Origin of the sequence: Pseudarthrobacter sp. O4 (genome assembly GCF_050157025.1) — a bacterium.
Classification (GTDB): Bacteria; Actinomycetota; Actinomycetes; order Actinomycetales; family Micrococcaceae; genus Arthrobacter.
The window spans coordinates 3,453,632-3,478,395 of record NZ_CP189591.1; the positions used below are offsets into that span (position 1 = coordinate 3,453,632).

At 65.4% G+C, this 24,764-nt stretch carries 20 protein-coding genes and 1 pseudogene; 13 read left to right on the top strand and 8 right to left on the bottom strand.

What is annotated here, in order from left to right:
- Positions 1–86: 86 nt before the first annotated feature.
- Positions 87–3,797, bottom strand: coding sequence for a TM0106 family RecB-like putative nuclease (locus tag ACQCSU_RS16125; protein WP_426976273.1), 3,711 nt, complete (start codon positions 3,795–3,797; stop codon positions 87–89).
- Between the two features lie 318 nt (positions 3,798–4,115).
- Here ACQCSU_RS16125 and ACQCSU_RS16130 point away from each other — a divergent pair, with 318 nt between their 5' ends.
- The 9 genes and pseudogenes from ACQCSU_RS16130 to ACQCSU_RS16170 form a co-directional block, all read left to right on the top strand.
- Positions 4,116–5,204 carry an IS630 family transposase gene (locus tag ACQCSU_RS16130; RefSeq protein ID WP_426976274.1) on the top strand — a complete coding sequence of 363 codons (1,089 nt, stop codon included), beginning with the start codon at positions 4,116–4,118 and terminating at the stop codon, positions 5,202–5,204.
- Between the two features lie 93 nt (positions 5,205–5,297).
- Positions 5,298–6,617, top strand: a complete 1,320-nt coding sequence (gene hisD, locus ACQCSU_RS16135) for a histidinol dehydrogenase (RefSeq protein ID WP_426976275.1) — start codon at positions 5,298–5,300, stop codon at positions 6,615–6,617.
- A 29-nt stretch (positions 6,618–6,646) separates the two neighbouring features.
- Positions 6,647–7,459, top strand: coding sequence for a transporter substrate-binding domain-containing protein (locus ACQCSU_RS16140; protein WP_426976276.1), 813 nt, complete (start codon positions 6,647–6,649; stop codon positions 7,457–7,459).
- 89 nt (positions 7,460–7,548) lie between these two features.
- The gene (locus ACQCSU_RS16145) at positions 7,549–8,202 is read left to right on the top strand and encodes an amino acid ABC transporter permease (protein ID WP_426976277.1); all 654 of its coding nucleotides are present in this window, start codon (positions 7,549–7,551) and stop codon (positions 8,200–8,202) included.
- Positions 8,195–9,046, top strand: coding sequence for an amino acid ABC transporter ATP-binding protein (locus ACQCSU_RS16150; protein ID WP_426976278.1), 852 nt, complete (start codon positions 8,195–8,197; stop codon positions 9,044–9,046). Before ACQCSU_RS16145 ends, ACQCSU_RS16150 begins: the two co-directional genes overlap by 8 nt.
- A gap of 110 nt (positions 9,047–9,156) precedes the next feature.
- A complete protein-coding gene (locus ACQCSU_RS16155; protein ID WP_426976279.1) occupies positions 9,157–11,604 on the top strand; it encodes a Tex family protein in 2,448 nt (815 codons plus the stop codon).
- A 154-nt stretch (positions 11,605–11,758) separates the two neighbouring features.
- Entirely contained in the window at positions 11,759–13,153 is a 1,395-nt protein-coding gene (locus ACQCSU_RS16160; protein WP_426976280.1) for an OFA family MFS transporter, read from the top strand.
- 1 nt (position 13,154) lies between these two features.
- Positions 13,155–13,286, top strand: a complete 132-nt coding sequence (locus tag ACQCSU_RS16165; protein WP_426976281.1) for an MFS transporter small subunit — start codon at positions 13,155–13,157, stop codon at positions 13,284–13,286.
- Between the two features lie 114 nt (positions 13,287–13,400).
- Positions 13,401–13,757: pseudogene (locus ACQCSU_RS16170) on the top strand (gamma-glutamyltransferase); the annotation flags it as partial.
- Between the two features lie 32 nt (positions 13,758–13,789).
- Here ACQCSU_RS16170 and ACQCSU_RS16175 read toward each other — a convergent pair.
- The 7 genes from ACQCSU_RS16175 to ACQCSU_RS16205 all read right to left on the bottom strand — a co-directional run bounded on the left by ACQCSU_RS16175 (position 13,790) and on the right by ACQCSU_RS16205 (position 20,558).
- On the bottom strand, positions 13,790–14,188 hold the full coding sequence (locus ACQCSU_RS16175; RefSeq protein ID WP_426976282.1) for a VOC family protein: 399 nt from the start codon (positions 14,186–14,188) through the stop codon (positions 13,790–13,792).
- Positions 14,189–14,310: 122 nt separating this feature from the next.
- The gene (locus tag ACQCSU_RS16180) at positions 14,311–16,107 is read right to left on the bottom strand and encodes a DUF222 domain-containing protein (RefSeq protein WP_426976283.1); all 1,797 of its coding nucleotides are present in this window, start codon (positions 16,105–16,107) and stop codon (positions 14,311–14,313) included.
- A gap of 133 nt (positions 16,108–16,240) precedes the next feature.
- Complete coding sequence (locus tag ACQCSU_RS16185; RefSeq protein WP_426976284.1) at positions 16,241–16,996, bottom strand: YqjF family protein; 756 nt, start codon at positions 16,994–16,996, stop codon at positions 16,241–16,243.
- A 153-nt stretch (positions 16,997–17,149) separates the two neighbouring features.
- The gene (locus tag ACQCSU_RS16190) at positions 17,150–17,938 is read right to left on the bottom strand and encodes an isocitrate lyase/PEP mutase family protein (protein ID WP_426976285.1); all 789 of its coding nucleotides are present in this window, start codon (positions 17,936–17,938) and stop codon (positions 17,150–17,152) included.
- 41 nt (positions 17,939–17,979) lie between these two features.
- Positions 17,980–18,369: a DUF1622 domain-containing protein gene (locus ACQCSU_RS16195; protein WP_426979817.1), complete on the bottom strand. Its 390-nt coding sequence runs from the start codon at positions 18,367–18,369 to the stop codon at positions 17,980–17,982.
- A gap of 41 nt (positions 18,370–18,410) precedes the next feature.
- Positions 18,411–19,283: an SDR family oxidoreductase gene (locus ACQCSU_RS16200; RefSeq protein WP_426976286.1), complete on the bottom strand. Its 873-nt coding sequence runs from the start codon at positions 19,281–19,283 to the stop codon at positions 18,411–18,413.
- Positions 19,284–19,658: 375 nt separating this feature from the next.
- The gene (locus ACQCSU_RS16205; protein WP_426976287.1) at positions 19,659–20,558 is read right to left on the bottom strand and encodes an MSMEG_6728 family protein; all 900 of its coding nucleotides are present in this window, start codon (positions 20,556–20,558) and stop codon (positions 19,659–19,661) included.
- A 146-nt stretch (positions 20,559–20,704) separates the two neighbouring features.
- On the opposite strand from ACQCSU_RS16205, the gene ACQCSU_RS16210 reads away from it, so the two are divergent.
- From ACQCSU_RS16210 to ACQCSU_RS16225, 4 genes are all read left to right on the top strand, one after another.
- Positions 20,705–21,289 carry a hypothetical protein gene (locus ACQCSU_RS16210; protein ID WP_426976288.1) on the top strand — a complete coding sequence of 195 codons (585 nt, stop codon included), beginning with the start codon at positions 20,705–20,707 and terminating at the stop codon, positions 21,287–21,289.
- A gap of 197 nt (positions 21,290–21,486) precedes the next feature.
- Positions 21,487–22,575: an adenosine deaminase gene (locus tag ACQCSU_RS16215; protein WP_426976289.1), complete on the top strand. Its 1,089-nt coding sequence runs from the start codon at positions 21,487–21,489 to the stop codon at positions 22,573–22,575.
- A 211-nt stretch (positions 22,576–22,786) separates the two neighbouring features.
- A complete protein-coding gene (locus ACQCSU_RS16220; protein WP_426976290.1) occupies positions 22,787–23,641 on the top strand; it encodes a DUF3883 domain-containing protein in 855 nt (284 codons plus the stop codon).
- 200 nt (positions 23,642–23,841) lie between these two features.
- A complete protein-coding gene (locus ACQCSU_RS16225; RefSeq protein ID WP_426976291.1) occupies positions 23,842–24,741 on the top strand; it encodes a glycosidase in 900 nt (299 codons plus the stop codon).
- Positions 24,742–24,764 lie beyond the last annotated feature (23 nt).

Consider the following 24,764-nt stretch of genomic DNA (forward strand, 5'->3'; position numbering starts at 1 on the left):
CTTCATGGCTGGCCCCGTCACCACTGGACATGTCCAGCCGCGGCCGGGAACAGTGGGCAGAACGCCATTTTGCCCACCGTCCGCGTTTAAGAATGGGCATGTCCCACGGGCCGGATGGCCACAGACCGCTGGCACAGCCCGATGAAGCCGCCCAGCTGTTCCAGGCCTTCCGGGTGCGTGGGGAGGTAGTTGGTCAGTTCCCGGGCACGGATTATTACGGCGCGCCACTGCCCGCGGGACACCGCCACGTTGATCCGGTTGCGCGAGAGCAGGAACTCCATGCCGCGCGGGGCCTCGGCCACCGCTGAACAGGCCATGGACACAATCACCACCACCGCCTCCTGTCCCTGGAACTTGTCCACGGTCCCGACACGAACCGCCGCATGGCCCGCGCCGTCCAGGGCATCACGGATCAGGTTCACTTGCGCGTTGTAGGCGGCCACCACCAGGATGTCCTGTGCCCCCAGCGGACGGTTCCCGGATTCGTCGTGCCATGCAAGCCCCAGGTGCCTGTTGACCTGGTGCACCACTTCGGCTGCCTCCTCGGGGGAGGACGTGATGTTGCCGCTGTGCTCCACCAGGACGGTTTCTATGCCGGCAGGAACTCCGTCCAGGCGGCGCAGGTCCGCGGCGGGGGCTGACCGCAGCCTGCCCTCATAGGAGAGCTCGGAAACGGCCCGGCACAGTTCGGAGGTCATGCGCCACGAGTCAGCCAGGAAATACCCGAGCTCGGGCGGAAGCGTGGCGTGGCCGGCGGAGATCCAGCCCAAGGCGGACTCATTGACGGGTTCGGGATGCGTGCCCTGGCTGACCTGGGGAAGTTGCTGCGGATCGCCGAGCAGCAGCAGCCGCGGGCTGGCTTGGGCCACAGCCAGCGTGTTGGCCAAAGAGAACTGGCCGGCCTCGTCAATCACGAGCAGATCCAGCGCGCCGGGAGGCACAGTGGCACCGGTCATGGTCCAGGCTGTGCCGCCCACCAGGGCGCCGCCCGGAGTGCTGAGCAGCCGGTCGACGTCGGCGGCAGCGCGGTGATCCCACGGCAGGGATTCGTTGTGCTTCACATCCTTGGCGACCCGGCGCGGATCCACGCCCGCCTTGGCCACCGCAGTCCGAAGCAGGTTCTCCACTACCGCGTGGGACTGGGCCACGACGCCGACCTTCCAGCCCCGGTCCACGAGCCTCGCAATGACATGCGAACCAACGTGCGTCTTGCCGGTACCTGGCGGTCCCTGGACCGCCAGGTATGAGTGATCCAGGGCTTCGACGGCTGCTGTGATGGCGTCAATGAAGCGGTCCGGGCGGTCGTCCGGGACGGGGAGGGAACCGCCCGTCAGCAGCCGAGGCGGAATCCGGCGGACAAGATCCAGCGCCGGATGCTTACTGAAGGTCGGTTTTCCTGGCGAGCCTGACGTTCCGCCGGGCAGCCCCGCAGCAACCTCGTCAGCCAGCACCGCCAGCGCCTGCTCGAGGCTCTTGGTCGGGATGGGCTGGTCCTCGGTGAGGGCAATGGGAAGGTGGTCATACGGCTCGATGTTTCGGCGGAGCTTGTCCCGGATGACCACGGTGTCCTTGCCATCCTCGTGGTCGAGTTCCAGGATTTCCGTGCCGAACCATCCGTTGCGTCCGGTGCCGTCCTTGCCCGTGCCCTCCAGCCCTTCCGGAAGCGGGCGGTCATACATCCGGAACCACGTACTGCCCTCGCGGAGGTCCGAGCCGGCGCTCACAGCTCCGGTCAGCCGTACCTTCCGCTCCGAAAGTTTGGCGCCGTCCTTCCACCAGTCCTCCAGGATCCTGGCCTCCTCCACCAGAAAGACGTTGCGGTCCTGCTGGTGAGTGTCGGGTCCGTTTTCACAGCGGTCAAAGTGGGCCCACCAAAAGGCCTTGCGCTCGCGACGGTGGTAGTTCACGGCCGCGTCCACCATCGCGACGGCCTGTATGTCGGGATCCGGGCCGACGGCGTCGCCCGGATCCCGGGCCGCTTGGGCTGCAGTACGGGACTCTGCCGCACGGTGCAGAAAAGCCCTGATGACGCGTTCGGACGGTCGGACCGGGGCACTTTCCTCCCGTTCGGCTGGCACACCCCGCAGATTTTGTGGCGCCCCGCCCGTCCCCTCGCCGTGCCGTCCTTGACCGGGCCCGGTCCCGATGCCGCGCTCGTCCGCCAGCCGCAGCAGCCAGTCCCGGAGCTCGAGCGTGGAAAGGCAGTCGTACTCGTTGTAATCGGAGATTCCGGCGAGGATGGCCGCTGCGTCCTCGGCCAGCCCGGCGTCGCGGGCCTCGCAGTAATCGGCGTAGGCAACCACAGAGGCACCGGCGTCTTTCACATCACCGGAACGGAGATTGCTGCCCATGTACAGAGGTTCGAGCTTCTTGATGCTGTAGGAGTTCTCGGAGATTCGGATGCTGTTCCGCACGGTCTGGTAGAGGTCCACCAGAAGGCCTTCGCGCAACCACTGGTCCACGGTGTCCTCGCCCGCCACATGCATGACAGACAGTTTCCGGAGGGCAGTTTTCTCGTAGGCGGCGTAGTGGTACACGTGCATGTCCGGGTACCGGCGCCTTCGGTCCTGCACGTAGTCCAGGAAATCGAGGAAGGCCTGTTTCTCCGCGTCCCGGCTGTGTGCCCAGAAGGGCCTGAACACGGTGTGCCCGCCACGTTGAAGCGGGGGCTCAATGACTCCGAACAGGTACTCGATTCCCCAGGTTCCGGTGGAACTTTCCTGCCACAGCGGATCACCTTCGAAGTCGAAGAAGATGTCGCCTTCGCTGGGCGTGGGGAGTTCTGCCAAGGTATTTTCCGCAATGACCCGGTAGCTGATGCTGTGCTGTTCGCCGTCCTTGACGTAGCTGACGGACCACTCGGCGGCGCCTGCGCCGCTTTGCATCCGGGCCTGGTCCTGCATCCGCAGAAGTGATGCGTTGGCCCAGGGCAGGCTGGCGTCAGCCAACTGCTTGACCGTGAAGATGCCTTGCGCGTGGAGTTTCTTGCGCTGAGCGGAGTTCATCCGTGCCACGAGCAGGAGGTCGTCGGTCGCCTTCACCTGCTCCTTGCAGTAGTCACACCGACCGCAGGCCATGACGCCGGACGCGCCCCAGCTCACCGTGTCGGCCTGATCGCGGTGGGCTGCCGTCAGCGCGAGGAACCGGTCCCGCCGCTCCCGGAACACCGGCAGGATGTCCGCGAGTTTATGGCTGCTCCTGACGTAATCGAAGCCGCCGCCAGCCACAGCCAACGTGGCACCGAGGATGAGCGTCACCTCCGGGTCCGGGGTGATGCCGGCCTGCAGCAGCTGGTCGCCATACGCAGCCAGCTGGAGCAGCGCGGTCACCTTTGCATGCCGGGCCAGTTTGGTGTCGTACACGGCGTAGCTGCCGTCATCCTGCTTGACGAGGAAATCGGAACGCCCGTGGAAACGGCCGTCAAAGAAGGCCGCCTGGAACACGACGTCGGCTCCGGCGCGCAGCGCCTCGATGGATTCCGCATGTTTCGCCAACAGCGTGGCCCGGTCCATGTCAGCAGCCGCAGGGACGTCGTACACGCCACGGCCCGTAGCTGGATTCCAGGCACCGAACTGGCCCAGGAACTTGTCCAGGACCTTGTGCTCGTGGATATCGCCGAGCTTGGCTGTGCGTACCAGCATCTCGTCGGTATCGAATTCGGCCTTGGGGGACCGGCCCAGTTTTTCGTCGAGCTTCCGCAGCAGCTGGTACTCACACGTGGCCGCAATGACGAGATCGCTCGCGGAAAAGACCAGATCCTGTGCCAGGTCCGGAACTTCCGGTTCAAGAAGAAACACTGTGCCCCCGTTGTTTTGGCCCGCGTTGTTTTGGCCCGCGTTGTTTTGGCCCGCGGCGCCGTTGAAGTCCTATTGCCAAGCTATCAAAGCCCGCCGACAATTTGACCGCCGGCCGTGCTCCGACTCCAGGCGTGCGCAGGGCGCACAGACGCGCAGGCATGGGCAGGGGCTCAAGCAGGGATGCGGACAGACGCGGAGGTAGGGGCGGCGGGATGGCTCGCACGGGAACCGTGCCGGGCCCGTCAGGCAAGCCCGCAATCCTAACACCTAGTGGTGTGTCTCCAAAATAATCTATGAGTGTTCCGTTAAATTGGAGGTATGTCGAATCCAGCTCCTGCTTTGGTGGTCTCCGATGGTCAGCGTGCCGCGTTGGAGGTGTTGTCGAAGTCGCAGACGGCGTCCCATCGTGAGGTGCAGCGGGCACAGGTGCTGTTGATGGCCGCGGAGGGGCTGGCTAATGAATGGATAGCGAAGGTAGCGGGGACGAGCCCGGGGACGGTGCGTGCGTGGCGGGCCCGGTTCGAGCAAGAGGGTCTGGCGAAACTGGGGAAGGTCCGTGCCGGGCGGGGCCGTAAGCCCTCGATTCTGCAGTCGAAGATCGATGAGATCGTTGAGCTGACGCGGAACTCCAGGCCGGAAGGGCATACGCACTGGTCGGTGCGGACCATGGCCGCGAAGGTCGGGGTGTCCCCGGCGCAGGTGCAGCGGATCTGGGCCGCGCGGGGGCTGAAGCCGCACCGGATCGAGGCGTTCAAGCTTTCCACCGATCCGCGGTTCGAGGAGAAACTCATCGATGTGGTGGGCCTGTATCTGAACCCGCCGGAGCAGGCGATCGTGTTGTGCATGGATGAGAAGTCCTCGATCCAGGCCCTGGACCGCACCCAGCCGTCACTGCCGATGAAGAAGGGCCGGGGCGAAACGATGACCCATGACTACAAGCGCAACGGCACCACGACCCTGTTCGCCGCCCTGGACGTGGCCAGCGGAAAAGTCATCGGTTCATGCCTTCCCAAGCACCGTCACAACGAGTTCCTGACATTCCTGAAAACACTCGAGAAGGAAGTCCCGGACGGACTGGCCGTGCACCTTATCCTCGACAATTACGCGACACACAAACACGCTAACGTCAGGGCCTGGCTGGAGAAACATCCAAGGTTCCACCTGCATTTCACGCCCACGTCCTCGTCCTGGCTGAACCTGGTCGAGCGGTGGTTTCGGGAACTGACCGACAAGGCCCTGCGGCGCGGAGCATTCCACTCAGTCCCGGACCTGATCCAGGCGATCGAGGGCTACCTCGCCGCCCACAACGATGAGCCCAAGCCCTTGGTGTGGACGGCGACAGCGGAATCCATCCTCGAGAAAGTCGCCCGCGGCCGCGTCGCACTCCAAGCCGTCAAGCAAAACTGAGACAGACCACTAGGTGTATTGCGCATAGCTATGTATAGGCGGATCGTAATACTCAAGGTTGTCCTGTGCACAACCCAAGAACAGGTTTTCGTGATGTGGATCGGCGAGGCCGACAAGGCATTTATCCGGGGCAATTTCACTGCGCTTAAGGAACCCGAAATCGGGGGCGTCGCTGCTCAACGTATTCCGGAAGTCATTCAATCCGTTTCCGAAATGCTCGCGGACATCGAGAAGAACGGCATGGACGCCGTTCTTAAATACTCGCGGATGCTGGACGGCTGGGCGGGCACCGACGTCGAGATCAGCCAGGCTGAATTGGCTCAAACCGGTGACCAGCTCCCCCCTGCACTCCGTGAAGCACTCGGCGCCAGCGCGGAGCGCACCCGACTGTTTGCGCTCGAGCAACGAAAACACCTGACGGACTTCGAGACGGAAGTCCTGCCGGGCGTCGTGGCAGGTCAGAAGTACATCCCTGTTCCCCGGGTTGGCGCCTACCTTCCTGCCGGGCGCTTCCCCATCCTCGCAAGCGCCTTCATGACCGTGGGTGTCGCCAAAGCGGCGGGCGTTCCCAGCGTCATCGCGTGCACTCCGCCCACCAGTCCAACCGGCGGGCACCCCGCTGTTCTGCACGCCGCCTACCTTGCACGGGTTGACAGGGCATTCGCCATCGGCGGCGTGCAGGCACTGGCCGCCATGGCATTTGGACTGCTCGGCGGGCAACCCGTGGACATCCTCGTCGGAGCCGGTAACGCCTACGTTACGGAGGCCAAGCGCCAGCTCTTCGGCAGGGTGGGCATCGATCTTCTCGCAGGGCCGTCCGAGGTCGCCGTAATCGCTGACGAATCCGCGGATCCGGAACTCGTTGCAGCAGACCTGCTGGGCCAGGCCGAACATGGTCCGCAGTCACCGGCATCCCTGGTCACCACATCGGCGTCCCTGGGTCGGGAAGTCATCAGCCACATCGAAAAGCAACTGGAAACGCTGGCCACCCGGGACATCGCCGGTCCGGCTTGGCGCGATTTTGGAACGGTATACGTTGCCGACGATCGGGAAACGGCCGTGGAAATCATGGATCTGCTGGCTCCGGAGCATCTGGAAATCCAGACCGTCGATGACAACTATTACCACGAGAACCTCAAGAACTATGGCTCCATTTTCCTAGGGCCATGGTCCACCGTCGCGTACTCGGACAAGGGCATCTCCGGCACCAACCACGTGCTGCCCACCGGTGGCGGCGCACGGTCCTCGGCCGGTCTATCCGTAGCCAGGTTTCTCAAGCCGCTGACGTTCCAGCGGGTCGAGAGGGAGGCTACTCCGCAACTGGCCCAGTACGTTTCAGAGATTTCCGCTTTCGAGGGCATGGAAGCCCACAAAGCCACGGCGACGCTCCGACTCAATCGTTTCAACCGCTAGTACCGTCCCCCTCTATCAAAGGCACCAAGATGAAAAGTTCGATCAAACTGAGCAAGCGCCTCAGGGCTCTGCTACCCATGGGCGTCGTGGCTGTCCTGGCGCTGTCGGCGTGTGGCTCCGGTTCATCCACCGGCGGGGGCGGCGGCGGGGAACAGAAGACGGTCACCATCGCCACGTCCAATGACGCCCCCTTCTCGTTTACCGATCAGGCAACCGGGGAACTCAAGGGAATTGACGGCGAGATGATGAACGAAATTGCCGCCAGCAAGGGATGGAAGGTCAAAGTCTTCACGTCCGAGTTCGCCACGCTGATCGCCGCACTTTCAGCGAAGAAAGCCGACGCCATCGTCGATGCCATGTACATCACGGATGACCGAAAGAAACAGATTGATTTCACTGACCCCTGGTACACCGAGGGCGAGGCAATGGTGGTTCCGGCGGATTCCACTCTCGCCTCCCGGGATGACGTCAAGGGGAAGGTGCTCGGCGCCCAGACCGGTACCGTGTTCAAGGACCTCGTCGACAGCCTCGGCGGAAGCCAGGTGAAGCTCTTCGATTCCCAGGCGGCTTTGCTTGCAGCGGTTGAGAACAAGCAGGTTGACGCTGTATTCACGGACAGTGCAGTTATTGGGTACAGTCTCGTGCAGAAACCGAATCCGAAGCTGAAGCTTGTGACGCCGTACACGCCGTTCTACCCAGGCATCATCGGTGCCGGAGTCCGCAAGGACGATACCCAGTTGCTGAAAGACCTCAATTCCGGACTGGCAGACCTGAAGAAATCACCGAAGTACCTTGAGATCCTCAAGAAGTACGGCCTGACCGAAGCCAACGCGGCCAAGTAGATTCACGCACAGCCGGCGGCCAGTCTGACGGAATAACGACGCCGACAGCCGCCGCCGGCCATGCCCGCCCCGAAGCTAGGGATCCCGTCATGGACTTCATAAATAACACCCTCGCCGTATTCCCGGCACTACTTGTCGCTGTACCCGTTGTTGTGCAATTGGCGCTTGGAGCCATGTTGCTGGCCCTTGTCTTGGGACTGCTGATCGCCCTGGCGCGAATCTCAAGCATTAAAATCCTTCGCGGCATCGCCACCTTCTACCTCGAGGTCATCAGGGGAACCCCTCTGCTGGTGCAGTTGGTTTACATCTTCTTCGTGCTGCCGAGTGTCGGAATCGAAATCGAGCCGGTCCCGGCCGGCATCCTGGGCCTCGGGCTCAACTATGCGGCCTATCTGTCGGAGGTGTTCCGGTCTGCCATCCTGTCGGTGGAGCACGGCCAGACCGAGGCCGCGCTGTCGCTCGGATACACGCCAACCAAGACACTGTGGAAGGTCGTGATTCCCCAGTCGTTCGTCGTCTCCATGGGACCGATCGGAAATTACTTCATCGCCATGATCAAGGACACTGCCCTCACCTCGGTAATCGCAGTTACGGAAATCCTGAAGACGGCCAATATCCTCAACAGCCAGACGTTTCAAACTACGGCCATTTACACCGCCGCGGCCATTCTGTATCTGATAATTAGCCTCCCACTCTCGCGCGTCGTGGTAGTGCTTGAACGAAAGGCGCGCTCCAGTGGTTGACGACACCATCATCAACGTTCGCGACGTACACAAAACCTTCGTTTCCGAAACGAAGCCTTCACTGTGGAGCCGACTTACCGGCCGGGCCCACGTGCAGAAACGAGTCGAGGTACTCAAGGGCGTCGATCTAACAGTCCACCGCGGCGAAACCGTCGCCATTCTTGGCTCCAGCGGATCAGGCAAGAGCACGCTTTTACGCTGCATCAACAAGCTCGAAACCATCGAGGCCGGGAGAATCTATGTCAACGGACACCTCATCGGCTACGAGGAGAAGGACGGGGAACTGATCAGCGAGAAAGCGTCCATCACCGCGAAAAAGCGCACCGATATCGGAATGGTCTTCCAGCAGTTCAACCTGTTCCTGAACAAGACCGCACTCGGCAACGTCATGGCTCCGCTCCGCGACGTCAAGAAAATGTCGGCGGCGGAAGCCCGGGAAATCGCCATACCCACGTTGGAATTGGTGGGGCTCGGAGACAAGATGGAAAACTATCCGAGCAAGCTTTCCGGCGGTCAAAAGCAGCGCGTCGCCATTGCGCGTGCCCTGGCCATGGAGCCCAGCGTCATGCTCTTCGACGAACCGACGTCCGCGCTGGACCCCGAGCTGGTGGGGGAGGTCCTTGCGGTGATCAAGAAAATCGCACAGCAGGGAACAACCATGGTCATCGTCACCCATGAAATGCAGTTCGCCAGGGAAATTGCGGACCGTATCGTGGTGATGGACCAGGGCGTTATCGTCGAGCAGGGGCCGCCGGAAGCCATCTTCACCCACCCGCAACATGCCAAGACCAAGGCTCTCCTCAGCCGCTCGGGAATGATCCCCAGGGAGTCTACGGACAGCTGACCCAAGACGAACGACGGCCTACTGGGCTGCCACTGCATCACTTATGTCGCGGGCTTGGTAGACCCAATTGGTGGCCGGCCATGCAGCCGTCGGCGGCCCGGTGAGGCAAAATGTTGTGGGTGACTCAAAACCCGCAGCGCCCTCACACTTCCCCAGCAACCCCGGATTCAGCGATCCACACACAGATCGCAGCCGAGCTCGGCGTCAAGGCCTGGCAGGTGAAGGCGGCCGTTGACCTGCTCGACGCCGGGTCCACCGTGCCCTTCATCGCCCGGTACCGCAAGGAAGCCACCGGCACGCTGGATGACACGCAACTCCGCGAGCTCGAGGAGCGGCTGCGCTACCTGCGCGAACTCGAGGACCGCCGCGGGACCATTCTCGAAGCGATCGCCGCGCAGGGCCAGCTGACCCCGGAGCTGCAGGCCGCCGTCGTCGGCGCCGACACCAAATCCCGACTCGAGGACATCTACCTCCCGTTCAAGACCAAGCGGCGTACCAAGGCCCAGATCGCCCGCGAGGCCGGGTTGGAGCCGCTCGCCGACGCCCTGCTGAAGCGGCCCGAACTGGATCCGGAGCGCGAAGCGGCCAAGTACCTCAACGCCGAACATTCGATCGGGGACCCGGCTGCGGCGCTCGCGGGTGCCCGTTCCATCCTGGTGGAACGGGTCGCGCAGGATGCCGACCTGGCCGCGACCCTGCGGGAGCGGCTCTGGACACAGGGCCGGATGGTGTCCCGGGTCAAGAAGGGCAAGGACGCCGAGGGCCAGAAGTTCAAGGACTACTTCGAGTTCTCCCAGTCGCCCTCCGGGATGCCCTCGCACCGGGTTCTAGCGCTGTTGCGCGGCGAGAAGGATGGCGTGCTGGAGCTGGACCTCGCCGAAGCCGAACCGAACGACGACGCCGCCCTCACCGCCGCGCGCGGCCGGTACGAGGCCGCCGTGGCCAGGTGCCTCGGGGTTGCCGACCGCGGCCGGCCCGCCGACGCTTGGCTGTTGCAGACCGCGCAGCTGGCCTGGCGCTCACGGGTGCTGGCCCGGCTGACTGCTGATCTGCGCAGCCGGATGTTTGCCGCCGCAGAGGACGAGGCCGTGCGCGTGTTCGCCGCCAACCTGCGCGACGTTCTGCTGGCGGCCCCCGCCGGGAACCGTGCCACCCTGGGCCTCGACCCGGGACTGCGGACCGGAGTGAAGGTCGCCGTGGTGGACGGCACCGGCAAAGTGGTCGCGACGGACACCGTCTACCCGCACGCCCCGGCCCGGAAATGGGACGAGGCGCTGCGGACCCTCGTCGGCCTGGCCAAGAAGCACGGCGTCGAACTCGTGGCGATCGGCAACGGCACGGCCTCCCGGGAGACGGACAAGCTCGCCGCCGAGCTGCTGAAACAGCTCGGCACGGGATCGGACTCCGCCAACCTGGGCGCCAAACCGCAGAAAATCGTGGTGTCCGAGGCCGGCGCCTCGGTGTATTCGGCGTCGGCGCTCGCCGCCGCGGAACTGCCCGGCATGGACGTGTCCCTGCGCGGTGCCGTCTCGATCGCCCGGCGCCTGCAGGACCCGCTCGCGGAGCTCGTGAAGATCGAGCCGAAATCGATCGGCGTCGGGCAGTACCAGCACGACGTCACGGCCGCGAAGCTGGACCGCAGCCTCGACGCCGTGGTCGAGGACTGCGTGAACGCCGTGGGTGTGGACGTCAACACCGCGTCGCCCGCGCTGCTGAGCCGCGTGGCCGGCGTCGGACCCTTGCTGAGCGAGAACATCGTGGCGTACCGGAACGAGCACGGCCCCTTCAACAAGCGCAGCGAGCTGAAGAAGGTGCCTCGGCTCGGCGCCAAGGCGTTCGAGCAGTGCGCCGGCTTCCTGCGGATCAGCGGGGGAGCGGAGCCGCTGGACGCCTCCAGCGTGCACCCGGAGGCCTACCCGGTGGCCCGGAAGATCAAAGCCGCGGCAAAGAACCGCCCCCTGGGGGAGAAATACGCGGCGCTGAACCCGCAGGACTTCGTGGACGGCACCTTCGGGCTGCCCACCGTGCAGGACATCATCGCCGAGCTCGAGAAGCCGGGCCGGGACCCGCGTCCGGCTTTCGCGGCCGCAACGTTCTCGGAAGGGATCGAGAAGATCTCCGACCTCAGGCCCGGCATGGTGCTGGAGGGCACGGTGACCAACGTGGCGGCATTCGGCGCGTTTGTCGACGTCGGCGTGCACCAGGACGGGCTGGTGCATGTGTCCGCGCTGGCCAACCGCTTCGTCTCCGACCCCCGCGAGGTGGTCAAGTCCGGGCAGGTGGTACGGGTCAAGGTGCTGGAGGCGGATCCGGAACGGAAGCGCATCTCGCTGACCCTGAGGCTCGACGACGAACCGGCAGCTTCCGGCGGCACCGCACCTTCTACCGGAGGCAGCGCACCTTCTTCGGGGGGCCGCGCGAGCGGGCGGCCGCAGACGCCCGCCAAGCAGCAGGCGCCCGCCAAGCAGCAGGCGGCAGCCAGGCAGACTCGGCCCGCACCGGCTTCGGCCAACACGGCGATGGCAGAGGCTCTCCGGAAGGCGGGACTCGGCAAGTAGAACCGCATATCGCCGAAAAGCTACCGCTTGGCGCATAACTAGTACGTTTGCTGACGATCTGCACCATGCTTGCCGGAGGCGAACGGCCCAAATACAGGCCGTTCGCCTCTGTGTCGCTGGACATCGATGTCGTTGACGAGCAAGGGGAACAATTATGGGCTGGCTGGATCGCGAACGAACTATCGCCCCACCGGGATTCAACCGGTGGCTGGTGCCTCCCGCAGCGCTCGCTGTGCATCTGTGCATCGGCCAGGCGTACGCGACGAGTGTGTACAAGACGGCGCTGGTGAAGCACTTCGGCGCCAGCCTGACGGAGATCGGCGTGATCTTTTCCATCGCGATCGTGATGTTGGGCCTTTCGGCTGCCATCATGGGCACCTGGGTGGATAGGAAAGGCCCGCGCCAGGCGATGTTCACCTCGGCCGTGTTCTGGGCGAGCGGCTTCCTGATCGGCTCCTTCGGCATCTTCAGCGGCCAGCTCTGGCTCGTCTACCTCGGTTACGGCTTCGTCGGCGGGATCGGCCTGGGCATCGGCTACATTTCCCCGGTTTCGACCCTGATCAAATGGTTCCCCGACCGTCCAGGACTGGCCACGGGCATGGCCATCATGGGCTTCGGTGGCGGTGCGCTGATCGCCAGCCCGGTCTCTACGGCACTGCTCAAGATGTACGATCCCAACTCCGGCGCCAAGGGCTGGGTGGCCAGCGGCGACTCGGTGGGCAAGCTCTTCCTGACCCTCGCCGCCGTCTATTTGGCCTACATGCTCTTCGGCGCCTTCACCATCAAGGTCCCCGCCGAGGGCTGGAAACCGGCCGGCTTCGACCAGTCCAGGGTCAAGGCCTCCAAACTCGTCACCACGGACAACGTCTCGGCCAAGAACGCGGTCAAGACCAAGCAGTTCTGGCTCGTCTGGATCGCCTTGTTCTGCAACGTCACGGCGGGAATCGGCATCCTGGAACAGGCCGCGCCGATGATCCAGGACTTCTTCCGCCAGTCCGACGGCGTGTCCCTGGTCAGCGCCGGCGTCGCCGCCGGCTTCGTCGGGCTGCTCTCCATCGGCAACATGGCCGGCCGCTTCGCCTGGTCCGCGACCTCGGACGCGACCGGCCGCAAGCGCATCTACATGGTGTACCTCGGCGTCGGTGCCGTGCTCTACACCGTGCTGGCGCTGGCCGGGTCCACAACCACGGCCCTCTACGTGCTCCTGGCGTTTGTGATCATCTCCTTCTACGGCGGCGGCTTCTCGACCGTCCCGGCCTACCTGCGCGACCTCTTCGGCACCTTCCAGGTGGGGGCCATCCACGGCCGGCTCCTGACGGCCTGGTCCGCGGCCGGTATCGCCGGACCACTGATCGTAAACGCTTTCCTGGACGCCCAGGGCAAGCCGGGGCAGTTGAACGCCGCGTCCTACCAGCCCGCACTGTTGACCATGGTGGGGCTGCTGGTGATCGGCTTCGTGGCCAACCTCCTGGTCAAGCCGGTGGATGCGGGCTTCCACGAACCCCGTCCCGACCGCGTCCGGTCCGAAGAACCCGCCCTGGAGGCTTGAGATGAGTGCAGCAAACGAATCACCCGGAAAACCGTCCACCGGAAAGTTGACCACCGCGTGGGCCCTGGTAGGGGTGCCGCTCGCCTACGGCGTGTACGAGACGCTCACCCGGGTGGCAGCCCTGTTTGGCTGACACCGTGGTGACAGGTGTCCTTGGCCGCTCGCGCCGCCCGGCTCCTGTGCCGTTCACGCGCCCGGAGCCGTTCACCACCCGTCCCACGCTGCAAGGCACGTTCGGGATGAGTGCGTCCACGCGATGGGTTCGCCCGGCGGCGACCAGCAGGACCAATGGCAATTGCCGCACCTGCTGCGCACCATCGTGGGCGGGTACTCGCCACAGCAGGCGATCGACGCACCGACGTTCCATACGACGTCGATGCCCGGCTCGTTCTGGCCGCCCGCCTGGGAACCAGGCGGCGCCGTCGTCGAGGACCGGCTCGGTGAGGACGTCATCGCGGGGCTGGAGCGCCGCGGGCACGTTGTGACCCGGGCTGGCGACTGGGCGCTCGGGCGGCTCTCCGCCGTCTTGCGGGATCCCGAAACCGGGGTCCTGCAGGCAGCCGCCAATCCGAGGGGCGCGCAGGGGTACGCCGCGGGGCGGTAGCCGGCTGGAAGCGCCCGACCGTACCAGGACGCTCAGCCAATGAACTCGTTGAGCGCAATCAGGTTGCCTTCCGGATCTTTCAGGAAGGCCGACTTGGCCTGGCCGAAGTCCATGACGTCGCCGACCGCCTTCCCCTCCACGCCGGCGAAGCTGGCGGCTGAGAGCGGCTGAAACGTCGCGCCCCGGGCCTTCAGCGACTCAACGAGCTCCTCGATGCCGGTGACCATAAAGCTGACCACAGGGTATGGCGGCGGAACGCGGTCCGGCATCTCGCTGAGGGCGATGCTCGAGCCTCCCGCGGCGCCGAACACCATGGGGTCGTCCGTGGGGCCAGTGAGAAGATCCAGGCCGAGGACGTCACGGTAGAAGCTCCGGGCGCGGTCTCCGTCCTTTGCCGGGAGGATCGGATTGACGTAATAGCGGCTGAGCATGTTCGGCCTCCTCGTTCGCAGCGTGTTTGCGGGTAGTTAGATCGTGGCAGATTCCGCTGCAGGTTTGGAGGCTCGCTGGGGCGCTGCCGGGGCCCGCGGCACCGGGTCAGGAGGCACCGCTGTCATGCGGCCGTGCCTGGGTCTGCGGGACGGAAATAGTGGTTGCGGCGGGGGCGTTGGCGGGGGTCCAGGTGTGGTGGCGGGATGAACCAGGGAATCCCTGTCGTGAGCCGGATGGTCCATTGTTCCTTGTGGATCAGATGGTGGTGGTGGGAACAGAGCAGGACCCCGTTTTCTGTTCCCGTGGTCCCGCCACGGGACCAGTAGCTGATGTGGTGGGCCTCGCACCAGGGTGCGGGGATGGTGCAGCCGGGGAAGGCGCAACCCTGGTCGCGGGCGGTGAGGGCTTTGCGGATGTGCGGCGGGAAGATCCTGGAAGCCCGGCCGATGTCCAGGATCCGGCCGTCGCCGCCGAGCAGGACCGGGATGATGTCCGCGTCGCAGGCGATCTTGCGGACGGTGGAGGCGGTGACGGGCCCGGTGAACAGCAGCGACCCGGTGCCCGCCCCCGGCTGTCCGGTGTCTGCCGAGGCGCATGTGGAGTCCTGAAGCCGGGTGAGCAGGTCCCGGTAGTCGATGGTGACCATGACCTGGGGGCGGAGCCCACCGGCGGCGGGCAGCGATCCGGCGGCGAGTGCGACCTTGCAGGCACCGACCAGGCCGTCGAGCAGCTTCTGCGGCCGCGAGCGGAGGTCCAGGCCCGGCAGCGCGGGGTCCTCTACCGGACCGGCGGCTGCGGGGGCATCCCCAGGGACACCGGCAGCCGCCGAAACACCAGCAGTCCCAGCACCGGCCGCCGAAACACCCCCGGCAGCTCCAGCGCCGGCAGCACTCGAACCACGGTCGGTCTCACCTGCGGCAGGGCTGAGCCCGGACTCCTCACCGTCTGCCGCGGACGCGACATCCGTTCCGGCGGAAGCCGGGGCGGTGGCGGTGGTGCGGGGGTTGGTGGCGGTGTTCATGACGGTGAGGAGGTGTTCGAACTGTTCGGTGGTCGCGAAGATCTCGAGGTGCTGGAGGCCGTGACGGGGCGGGCGGATGAAGGCGCCCTGGAGCTGGCGGAGGAGTTTCTCGGAGGGCTCGGCGCCGTCCTGGTCCAGGGCCTCGGTCCAGCCCCGGGCGACGCGGACCAGGAAGTCCGGATCGTGCTCTGCCGCGGTGCGGGTCAGGGCGTGTTCCATCCGGCCGGCGGCCTCGGCGTCGCAGAGGTGCCGGACCCGGTCCTGGGCCGCGGTGATGATGCTCGCGGACCGGGACGCGATCTCTCCGGCGGCGACGGCGGCGCCGAGCTCCGCGTGGACCGGGGGCTGGGGCAGGCCGGTGAGTCCCTGGCGGGGCAGCAGTCCCCGGGCGAGGCAGAGCCGGCGCCGGGCCTCGGACGCCCCGATCCGCAGCCTGGCCCGCAGGAACTCCTCGGTATTCTTGTAACCGTCATCCACCGCCGCCACGGCTGACGCGTCATCCGCGGCCGCCGCAGCCGACGCGGGCACTTCCGTGGTCCCGGCAGGATCCGCGGCCACGGAGGTCTCCGTGGTCTCCCAGCCGCCGGGGCTGTCCCGCCAGCCGGTGGTCCACGAGCCGCCGACAGTGACGGCCGAGGCCGCGGCGGCGGCCTGTTTCCGGGTCCGGTCCACGGCGGCGGCGGCCACGAGCTGCAGATACTCCACCGTCCGCGAGAGTTCCTCCACCCGGCCGGCGAAATCCGACGCGGCCTGGAATCCCCAGGCCGCCGCGTCCTGCACCGCCGTCGAACCCACGTCCTGCAGCATCGCCAGGGCGCCGTCCACGCCGGGCCGCGGGACCGGGGCTGCGCCCCGGTCCGCGTCCTGGAAAGGAATGAAATCCCTGACGGCTTCCATAACCCAACTCAACCAAGGGGGTACGACATTATTAGCCCCGCTCATGGGTGGCGGCCGGTGCGGCCGCCCATTCCTTGCCGTCCGGCAGAATTCAGGAAGCAGAATTCAGGAGGCAGAAGTCAGGAGGCAGTATTCAGGACGCGCGATCCAAGACCCGCGGCGGGCCAAACTGTGTGCGGACCCCCGGCGAATACAACACCGACTCCGGTGGTCCTGCGACATTGAGGCCAGCAGCGCCCACCAGCTCGTCCCCAAGCAGAGTCACTTGCGCCCGGTACAGCGTCCACGGACTGTGCGCGTTGGGGACATATAGGGTCCGGCCCCTGAACCGGGTATGCAGTCCGAACCGGGCCGTAAGATGGATCGACAGCGGATCGGCGGCTTCGACGTCGAGCTCTGCGGCTACCGCGAAATCGCTCCGGGCGCCGCCCCGGAACCGGCGCACCGAATACCCAGCCGACCCGGCGGACCCGGCCGACCCGGTGGACCCGGTGGACCCGGCGGACCCTTCGGCTCCGGCGGTCCCGGCGACGGCGGTGCGGCCATTGGGATCCAATGAATCCGCACCAAGGAAGCTCGCACGCGACCACACATAGGGAATCCCGGCCGCCCGCGCGGCCAGCACCACAGCTAAGCGCGAAGCATCCAGGCTCAGGAAAACTACACCACGGGTGCCGTCCGGCTCCCGGGAGTAGAGGCGCACGTTGATCTCGTTGAAGCTCCCGAAATACGGGATACCAGGACCGCGACCAAGTCCAGCACCCTGCATGCGGAAGCCGATCAGCCCCACCCAGGCGGATCCGTCGAAGACGTCCGGCACGACGCCCTGCGGCATGAACGACGCCGCCACGGCCTCAGGGATGCGCCAATGCAGGAAGACGGCGTCCATCCACCGCTGGTACATGATGATGGGCGTCGGAAGTTCGGGTGCATCCGGCCAAGGATCTACGCCAATTCGGATCATCCCGCTTCGGTCGGCATGGTGAGAAGGCTCCGGGAGCCCAATAGACGCGGAGTCCATTGGTTTCGGAGCCCTCGCCCGTCAGTTCAGCGGCCGGGTTCCTTCCGGCAGGGCCCCGCCGGCCAGCAGCTCCGCCGTGGCATCGGCCAAGGCGGTCAGCGCCACGCGCTGGGTCCATGGGCCGTATGAAATGCGGGCCACACCAAGTTCCTGAAGTTTTGCCGGGGCCAGGGAACCGGGCCCGTTGATGACCGAAATCTTGTTCCAGCCGATACCCTCCACCAGTGCGGTGACGGTGGCCTCGTCCAACAGACCCGGCACAAACACGGTCGTCGCCCCTACGTCGAGGAAGGCACGGCCCCGCTCAATGGCATCGGCAAGCACCGCGGAGGGGTCCCGGTCCTTGCCCTTCAAGAAGGCGTCGGTGCGGGCGTTGAGCACGAAGTCGATGCCCTCGGCTTCGGCTGCGCGGGCCGCGGCCCGCATCTGCTCCACGGCATCGCCGGGCGGACGCATCTGGTCCTCGATGTTGGCGCCGACAATGCCAACTCCAATCGCTTTGCGCACCGTCTCGCCAGGGTTCCCGTAGCCCGATTCGAGGTCGGCACTGACCGGCAGCGACGTCGAGGCCGCGATCCGCCGGACGGCGTCGATCATTTCTGTGACCGGAATTTTCTCGCCGTCCGGATAGCCGCGCGAAGCGGCGATCGAATGGCTGGCCGTGGCCAGGGCAGCGATGCCTGGCACGTCGGCGACCACCTTCGTGGAAATGGCGTCCCAGACGTTGATGACCTGCAGGATTTCGGGTGCTTGGTGGAGGCGGAGCAATTCAGTGGCTTTGGCGGCAAGGGAATTGGCGTTTTCAGTCATTTCCCGAGCCTAGCCGGAGCCTGCGACACCCGAAAGGGTTCTCAGCCCGCAGCTGACGCGGCGGAGGAACCCGCGGGCTGCTTCTGCCACGGCCAACGCCCCGTGATTTCCAGCTCGAGCGAGAAGCTCAGGAACGTCCGGATGAGCACGATAATGGCGAGCACCCCCACGCTCTCGAACGTTGGCGTGACGGCGACGGTCCGGATGATGTCGGCCGCGACCAGCAGCTCCAGCCCCAGCAGGATCGAGCGGCCCAGCAGCTGTCGGTAGGAGCGGTAGATGGAGAGCGGTTCGGATCCAGCAGGCAGGCGCCGTGGCTGGAACCCGCGCAACGCCATCGGGATGGACACGACAGCGCCGACCACCATAACGGCCACGCCGGCGAAGTCCATGAAGCGTCCGACCGTCTCAATAATGTGCTGAAAATCCATGGGTCCCCCGGAGAAGTAGGCAGTGATGTCCAACGCAGGTCTTAGGGGTGCCGCACACCGACGCCGGCGAGAACGTCCCGGTAGCCTTCGCGGAAACTCGGGTACCGGAATTCGAAACCGGTGGCCCGGAGCAGCGCATTGCTGCAGCGTTTGTTGCCGCCGCGCGATGGCTCTCCGCCGGGGTCAGCAGAGGACGACGCCGGCCGGAGGAGTCCCAGCTCGGCCGCCAGGAAGCTCAGCACCTCTCCCAGCTCGGCTGGTTCGTTGTCGACGCCCAGATACACAGGCCCGGGAACTGCGTCCATGGTGCACAGCTGGACGATTGCGGCGGCGGCGTCGTCGCGGTGGATGCGGTTGGTGAAGCGCGGTTCGGCCGGAATCACGGCCGCTCCGCCGCGCACCTGGTCAATCAGCCGGGTCCGGCCTGGACCGTAGATCCCGCCAAGCCGCAGCACCACCGGGGTGATGCTCGTGCCGTGCAGGCGGCGGTAGAGCAGTTCCTCCGCCTCGCGGAGGATGCGGCCCGAGAACCCGCCGGGTTCCGGCGTCGTGCGTTCATCAATCCAGCCGCCGCCAGCGTCGCCGTAGACCGCGGTGGAGGAGACAAACAGGACCCGGCGGATGCCGGCCCCGGAGGCCATCAGGGCGTCCAGCACGTTCGACAGCCCGTCCACATAGGCGGCCCGGTAGGCATCCTCCGTGGGGGAGTCCGCCGCAATTGCGACGACGACGGCGGAGGTGTCCGCCGGGATGGGCGGCAGTACGCCGGAGCTCAAGTCGGTGCGGATGCCCTCAAGGGCCGGCGGAAGTTTCTCCGGCGAGCGACGCCAGCCCACCACGCGGTGGCCGGCCGCTGCAAATAGCAACCCGGCCTCGGTCCCCAGATCGCCGCAACCGGCCAGCAGAACAGTCATAGGCCCAGTCTGCCAGTGTTCAGGAAAAGCAGTGTTCAGGAAAAGCAGTGTTCAGGAAAAGCAATGGGAAGCGCTACGGTCGGGCTTGAGCGAATCTTGAAGTGATCTTGTCGACCACTGAAGCATTGCCTTGAGGGGGCCGGGCATTGTTGTCAGGGTCAGCCAGTGAGGCTGGCAGACACAACTACTTCCCGGTCTTCTGCGGCCGGCTCCACGAAACGGATATCTGATGGGTCTCAGCCTCAAGTCCACGTCCAGCAAGGTCCTTGCCTCCGCCGCACTCCTCGCCGCAGCCGCCGGCGCAGCCGGCCGCCCGACGTTGGATCTGGGGCCTGACGCCCGACGCCGGACCGGCGTCGGGCGTTCTTGTGCTGGTTACCTTGCGGGAATCGGGAAGAAGGCCCGCGGATCCTGCAGCAGAGCCGGGTAGTCAAAGGCCGAGCGGTCCAGGATCTCGTCGACCTGGAAGTTGCGCGCGAACTGGCCGTCCACGGTGATCGGACGGCCCAGGACCTTGCCTATCGCGAAGGAACTGCCGCCATGGACCGGGATGGCGACCACGGAGTTGCCCGGGAGGGTCTTGAACGCCTCTTCCTGTTGCTGCCGCTTGCGCGTGGGCTTCTTGACGAGCTGCTTCGGCGGCAGCTTGCGTACCTTGGCCGGGCGGCGGGCGCCCGAGTCCGCGTACACGAACTGGTAGTCCTCCTCCTCGGAGGTAGTCTTCGCACGTCCCACCGGCGGCAGGCTGACGGTCTTCAGCTGCTCGGGCGCGGTGTCGCCGAGCGGCAGTCGGAGTACCCAGATACGCTCGCCGGAAGGATCCTCCGGCAGCAGCTCGAGCTTCGGCTCGGGCCAGACGTACTCCAGGTCCGCTTCCGTACCGGGGAACAAGGGCGTGTAGAAGCGCGGATCCTTGGCGATCAGCTTGGAGCGGTGGCTCAGGTGCAGCTCGGGATCGCCGAGCCACTGCGGCATGGGGATCTTGGCGGCGTAGTCGGGGTGGGCTGCCTGGGGCGCGAACTCCATGATCTTGTCCCGGGTGGTGTCCTCGCCGCCGCGGGCCGTCCATTCGTCCACCACTGACAGGCCGTAGAGCGTCAGCGCCGGAACGTACCCCATCCACATCCGGATGGCCGGGTGCGACTGCCAGCCATACTCCGGGATCACCAGCGCACGCAGGATCTGCAACGCTTCGATGCGCTGCTTGCCGAGCCGCTCGCGGTCCAGTACCGCGGCGCTCTGCTGGAAATCCGGGAAGGGGAGAAAGGTCTGCATCTCTCCAGTTTGAGGCCCCGGACCAAATGCACCAATTGCAGAGGCTTCCTGGTGAGCGTGTTCACATTTCGGAACCGGACAGGCGGCTCTCAGCTTCGGCGCGTAAACTAGCACGAAACACCCCTGCCGCCCGGGAGGCACGCCCCATGTCGAACAAATCAATAACTACATCTGCGGCGCTGATAGCGCCCAAGTACGGACAACTGCTCAGCCCGGACGCCAACGGGATTCTGGTGCTGGAAGAGTTCACGATCGACCCGGAGGCTGCCCGCAAAGAGCAGCACGGTTTCCGGGCGGCTATCGCTTCCGTGGCACTCACCATGCGTCGCCTGCTGGCGCTCCGCCTCTTCATCGCCGTTGTAGCGATCGCCAACCTGCCGCTGTTCCTGCTCTCCAGCGGTTGGGAGATCTACGTCATCTCGCTGACGCTCGTGGTGGCGGTCCACGCCGCGGTGTCCTGGCTCAACCGCCACGAACCACGGATCCGGCAGCGCCGGATGCTGGAATTGCACCTGCACCGGGAACAGAGCGCCAACTACCGCAAGGTCCGCGACGCCGTGAAGTACGTCATTGACGCGCCGGCCCGGATGAACGAAAACCTCTACCTCGAACTCCTTGGTGCCAAGCGGGTGGCTCTCCACCTCGCCATGGGCACCGTGGCCCTGCTGGATACCAGCGACGACGCCGCCTGGAAGGTCCGGATCGTCCGCGAAATTCCGCGCGCCGCCTGAGCCGGTCCAACCAAGAAGGCGAATCGACGGGGGGGCCCGCCCGCAAGGGCGCGCTCCGGCGTCGTCGTTTCTGCGGGTTGTCAGCCGCCCGCCTGATGCCGCCCGCCTTTGCTGGGCAAATCGGCAGCATGCTGTTCACTTTGCATTGGTCCGACTCTGTCCGCCCCACAGGGTTGCGCTGGGCATATCCTTGCCGGATGGAACCTAACGACGGCGGCGCGGACGCCGGCACTGATGCGGCCGCGACAGACCCCGACAGCGGAGCGGCGCCTGAGCCGGCCGAAATCCCCGAGGGAGTCAACGGCGTGCTTCCGGTCGCGGAGCTGCACCTGCACATTGAGGGAACGTTGGAGCCCGAGCTGATTTTCGCGCTGGCCGAACGCAACGGGATCCAGCTGCCGTATGCGGACCTGGACGAGCTGCGCTCGCGCTATGAGTTCACGGACCTGCAGTCCTTCCTGGACCTCTACTACGCCAACATGGCGGTGCTGCAGACCGAGCAGGACTTCGCCGACATGACCCGGGCATACCTGGCCCGGGCGGGGCTCGCCGGGGTGAGGCATGCCGAGATCATGCTGGACCCGCAGGCGCACCTGTCCCGCGGGATTTCGCTGGAGACCTGCGTCAACGGAGTGGCATCGGTGCTGGCGACCTCCCGCGAGGAGTTCGGCATCTCCACCTTGCTGATCGCGGCCTTCCTGCGCGACCTCGCCGAGGAATCCGCCCTGGAGGTGCTGGAGCAGCTGCTCGCCATGGGAGCCCCGATCGCCGGAATCGGCCTGGATTCCGCCGAGGTGGGCAACCCGCCGGCGAAGTTCGAGCGGCTTTTTGCCCGTGCCAGGGAGGCCGGCCTGCACCGGATTGCGCACGCCGGCGAGGAGGGCCCGCCGTCGTACATCATCGACGCGCTGGACATCCTGGGTGTGGAAAGGATCGACCACGGCATCCGGTGCATGGAGGACCCCGAGCTGGTGGAGCGGCTGGTGAACGAGCTCATGCCGCTGACCGTGTGCCCGCTGTCCAACGTCCGGCTCAGGGCGGTGGACACCCTGGCTGCGCACCCGCTGCCGGCGATGCTCGCGGCCGGGCTGAACGTGAGCGTGAACTCGGACGATCCGGCGTATTTCGGCGGGTACGTGGACGACAACTTCGCGCAGCTGAAGTCGGTGATCGGGCTGTCCGAGTTCGACTTCGTGCGAATGGCGGCGAACTCGATCCGTTCCTCCTTCGCGAGCGAGGAACGGAAGACGGAACTGCTGGCCGAGCTGGCGGCGTCCGGGCACTAAATCTGGGCTGAGGATAGGCATGCACAGGCGCCGGACGGGCAGCACTACCTGGTGCGGACCGGCTCCATTGAAGGAACAGACCCTGAACTGACGGACGATATTGTTCAAGGCCTGCTCGACTTCCTTAATGTTCAGAGCCGCTGATGAATTGTACGGGCACCACGAACTCGAAGAACCGCTGATCGCCAGGAATTCCGGATAGCCTGGCCTCATGCAAATGGGGGAAATCGGGAAACCATGGACGGACGCTGAGATTGCACTGACTGTCGAGAGCTACTTCAGCATGTTGAGGGAAGAGTTGCTCGGCCGCGGATTCAACAAGAGCGCAGAGAATAAGAAGCTCCAGGCCTCGATCGGTCGGAGTAAGGGTTCCATTGAATTCAAGCATGCAAACATCAGCGCGGTCTTGGAATCCATGAATTCGTTTTATATCGACGGCTACAAGCCGCGGCGTAACGTCCAGGAATCCCTTCGCCGGGAAGTAATCCGCCGCCGCTTGGAAGAGACGGACCTTGATGCGCTAATGCTCCAGAAGTTGGACGAGCCGTTGCCGGCGGCGATTGACCTACTGCTGCATCTCGAGCCGGCCCCCGACGTGGAATTCGAGGAAAAGGTCTTCCATCGCAGGGCCGGAAGGGTGAATTTTGTCCGTCTGGAGGCGGATAAGAGGGAGCTGGGACTGGCGGGTGAGCTTGCCGTCGTCGGCTATGAAACGCGCAGATTGGAATTGGCAGGTAAACCAAAACTGGCTGCCAAAATCGACCATGTCTCCCAGAGCCAGGGCGACGGCATGGGGTACGACGTGCTCTCCTTCGATGAAAATGGCCGAGAACGCTTCATCGAAGTCAAGACCACCCGTAGACGAAAAGAGTGGCCGTTCCTTGTGACCCGGAATGAACTCGACTTCAGCCAGGAAGCTGCCGGGCAGTTCCACCTGTACCGGGTCTTCCAGTTTGGCCAGAACCGGCCAGGCCTTTACTCCCTGGCGGGTCAACTTGACGCCACGTGCCGCCTCGAACCCACTGTCTATGAAGGACTGCCCAAGCACGCCGTCGTAGGTCTGTAACCGGAAGCACCCCGGGGCGAAGGGCCCGTCGCCTTCTCACGATCGAAGCTACTCACGGGTACCGGTGCGTTGATCCCCCGCGCACTCCGGTTTGGGCTGTCATAGTGGGTCACGACACGCAGAGTTAACCGCATCCACTCGCGAAAACTCCCACATCCTTGGCAAAATGCAGGTGGATCAATTGCTTCTAAAGGAGACCCATGGGCGCGAACACCGCGGAAAACACCAACCTTCGGCTGAAAGCCGTGCTGGATGTCCTGACAGAGGGGGTGTGGACGGGCGAGAAGCTGAACGCCGGAGGCGTGCTGGGCGAGGCAATCGCGCGGGAGCCGCTCAACGATCATGAACGCGAACTCCTGAGCGGCGGCATTCCACGTGGCCACAAGACGCTGACCACCGCCACCGCGAAGCTGGTCAAGGCCGGCTGGCTGGTCAAGGGCCGTTCCGGCTGGTCCATCACCGACGACGGCCAGCGCGCCACGGTCGCTTTCGCCGAGCCTGCCTCTTTCGCCGCAGCGCTCGACGCCGGCACTCCGGTTCCGGCCGACACGCCGCTGCCGTCCGCTCCCGCCGGGAAGCCGTCTGCTCCCGCAGGAAAGGCCGCCGCGCCAGCCGAGAAAGCGCCGTCGAAAGCCGCTAAGGTGGCCGGCAAGGCTGCCAAGCTGGTCGAAGAGGCGGTCGCCCCTGTCGCCAAGGCGGTGCGGAAGCGCAAGGCCGCGGACAAGGCCCCCGCGGCCGCAGTTGCCAAGGTCGCGGCCCCGGCAGCTCCCGCAACGCCGGCTGTCAGCACCGAAACCATCGAGCAGCCGGAAGCCGTCGCGGTTGCCGGTGACTTCAACATCCTGCTGGGTGCGCCCGCCAATTGGGCGCCGCAGTACGACGAGTCCCAGATGGAACTGGACCAGGTGGACCAGCTGTGGAAGATCGCCGCCGACATCCCGGCCGGGTCCTACACCTTCAAGATCGCCCTGAACCGTTCCTGGGACGAAAACTACGGTGCGTTCGGGACCTTCGACGGACCCAACCACGAGGTGCACCACGGCGGTGGCGTCCTGGTCATCCACTACGATCACCGGACCCGCGACATCATCCTGCCGTAGGGCTGGAGGCCGCCCTAAACTGG

Coding starts and splice junctions, on each gene's coding strand:
- ACQCSU_RS16185 (WP_426976284.1), bottom strand. CDS start 16,996: ATGGACGCCGTCTTCCTGCATTGGCGCATCCCTGAGGCCGTGGCGGCG.
- ACQCSU_RS16195 (WP_426979817.1), bottom strand. CDS start 18,369: ATGGATTTTCAGCACATTATTGAGACGGTCGGACGCTTCATGGACTTC.
- ACQCSU_RS16180 (WP_426976283.1), bottom strand. CDS start 16,107: ATGGAAGCCGTCAGGGATTTCATTCCTTTCCAGGACGCGGACCGGGGC.
- ACQCSU_RS16190 (WP_426976285.1), bottom strand. CDS start 17,938: ATGACTGAAAACGCCAATTCCCTTGCCGCCAAAGCCACTGAATTGCTC.
- ACQCSU_RS16210 (WP_426976288.1), top strand. CDS start 20,705: ATGTCGAACAAATCAATAACTACATCTGCGGCGCTGATAGCGCCCAAG.
- ACQCSU_RS16220 (WP_426976290.1), top strand. CDS start 22,787: ATGCAAATGGGGGAAATCGGGAAACCATGGACGGACGCTGAGATTGCA.
- ACQCSU_RS16130 (WP_426976274.1), top strand. CDS start 4,116: ATGTCGAATCCAGCTCCTGCTTTGGTGGTCTCCGATGGTCAGCGTGCC.
- ACQCSU_RS16205 (WP_426976287.1), bottom strand. CDS start 20,558: ATGCAGACCTTTCTCCCCTTCCCGGATTTCCAGCAGAGCGCCGCGGTA.
- hisD (WP_426976275.1), top strand. CDS start 5,298: ATGTGGATCGGCGAGGCCGACAAGGCATTTATCCGGGGCAATTTCACT.
- ACQCSU_RS16200 (WP_426976286.1), bottom strand. CDS start 19,283: ATGACTGTTCTGCTGGCCGGTTGCGGCGATCTGGGGACCGAGGCCGGG.
- ACQCSU_RS16155 (WP_426976279.1), top strand. CDS start 9,157: ATGTTGTGGGTGACTCAAAACCCGCAGCGCCCTCACACTTCCCCAGCA.
- ACQCSU_RS16140 (WP_426976276.1), top strand. CDS start 6,647: ATGAAAAGTTCGATCAAACTGAGCAAGCGCCTCAGGGCTCTGCTACCC.
- ACQCSU_RS16160 (WP_426976280.1), top strand. CDS start 11,759: ATGGGCTGGCTGGATCGCGAACGAACTATCGCCCCACCGGGATTCAAC.
- ACQCSU_RS16175 (WP_426976282.1), bottom strand. CDS start 14,188: ATGCTCAGCCGCTATTACGTCAATCCGATCCTCCCGGCAAAGGACGGA.
- ACQCSU_RS16145 (WP_426976277.1), top strand. CDS start 7,549: ATGGACTTCATAAATAACACCCTCGCCGTATTCCCGGCACTACTTGTC.
- ACQCSU_RS16165 (WP_426976281.1), top strand. CDS start 13,155: ATGAGTGCAGCAAACGAATCACCCGGAAAACCGTCCACCGGAAAGTTG.
- ACQCSU_RS16225 (WP_426976291.1), top strand. CDS start 23,842: ATGGGCGCGAACACCGCGGAAAACACCAACCTTCGGCTGAAAGCCGTG.
- ACQCSU_RS16215 (WP_426976289.1), top strand. CDS start 21,487: ATGGAACCTAACGACGGCGGCGCGGACGCCGGCACTGATGCGGCCGCG.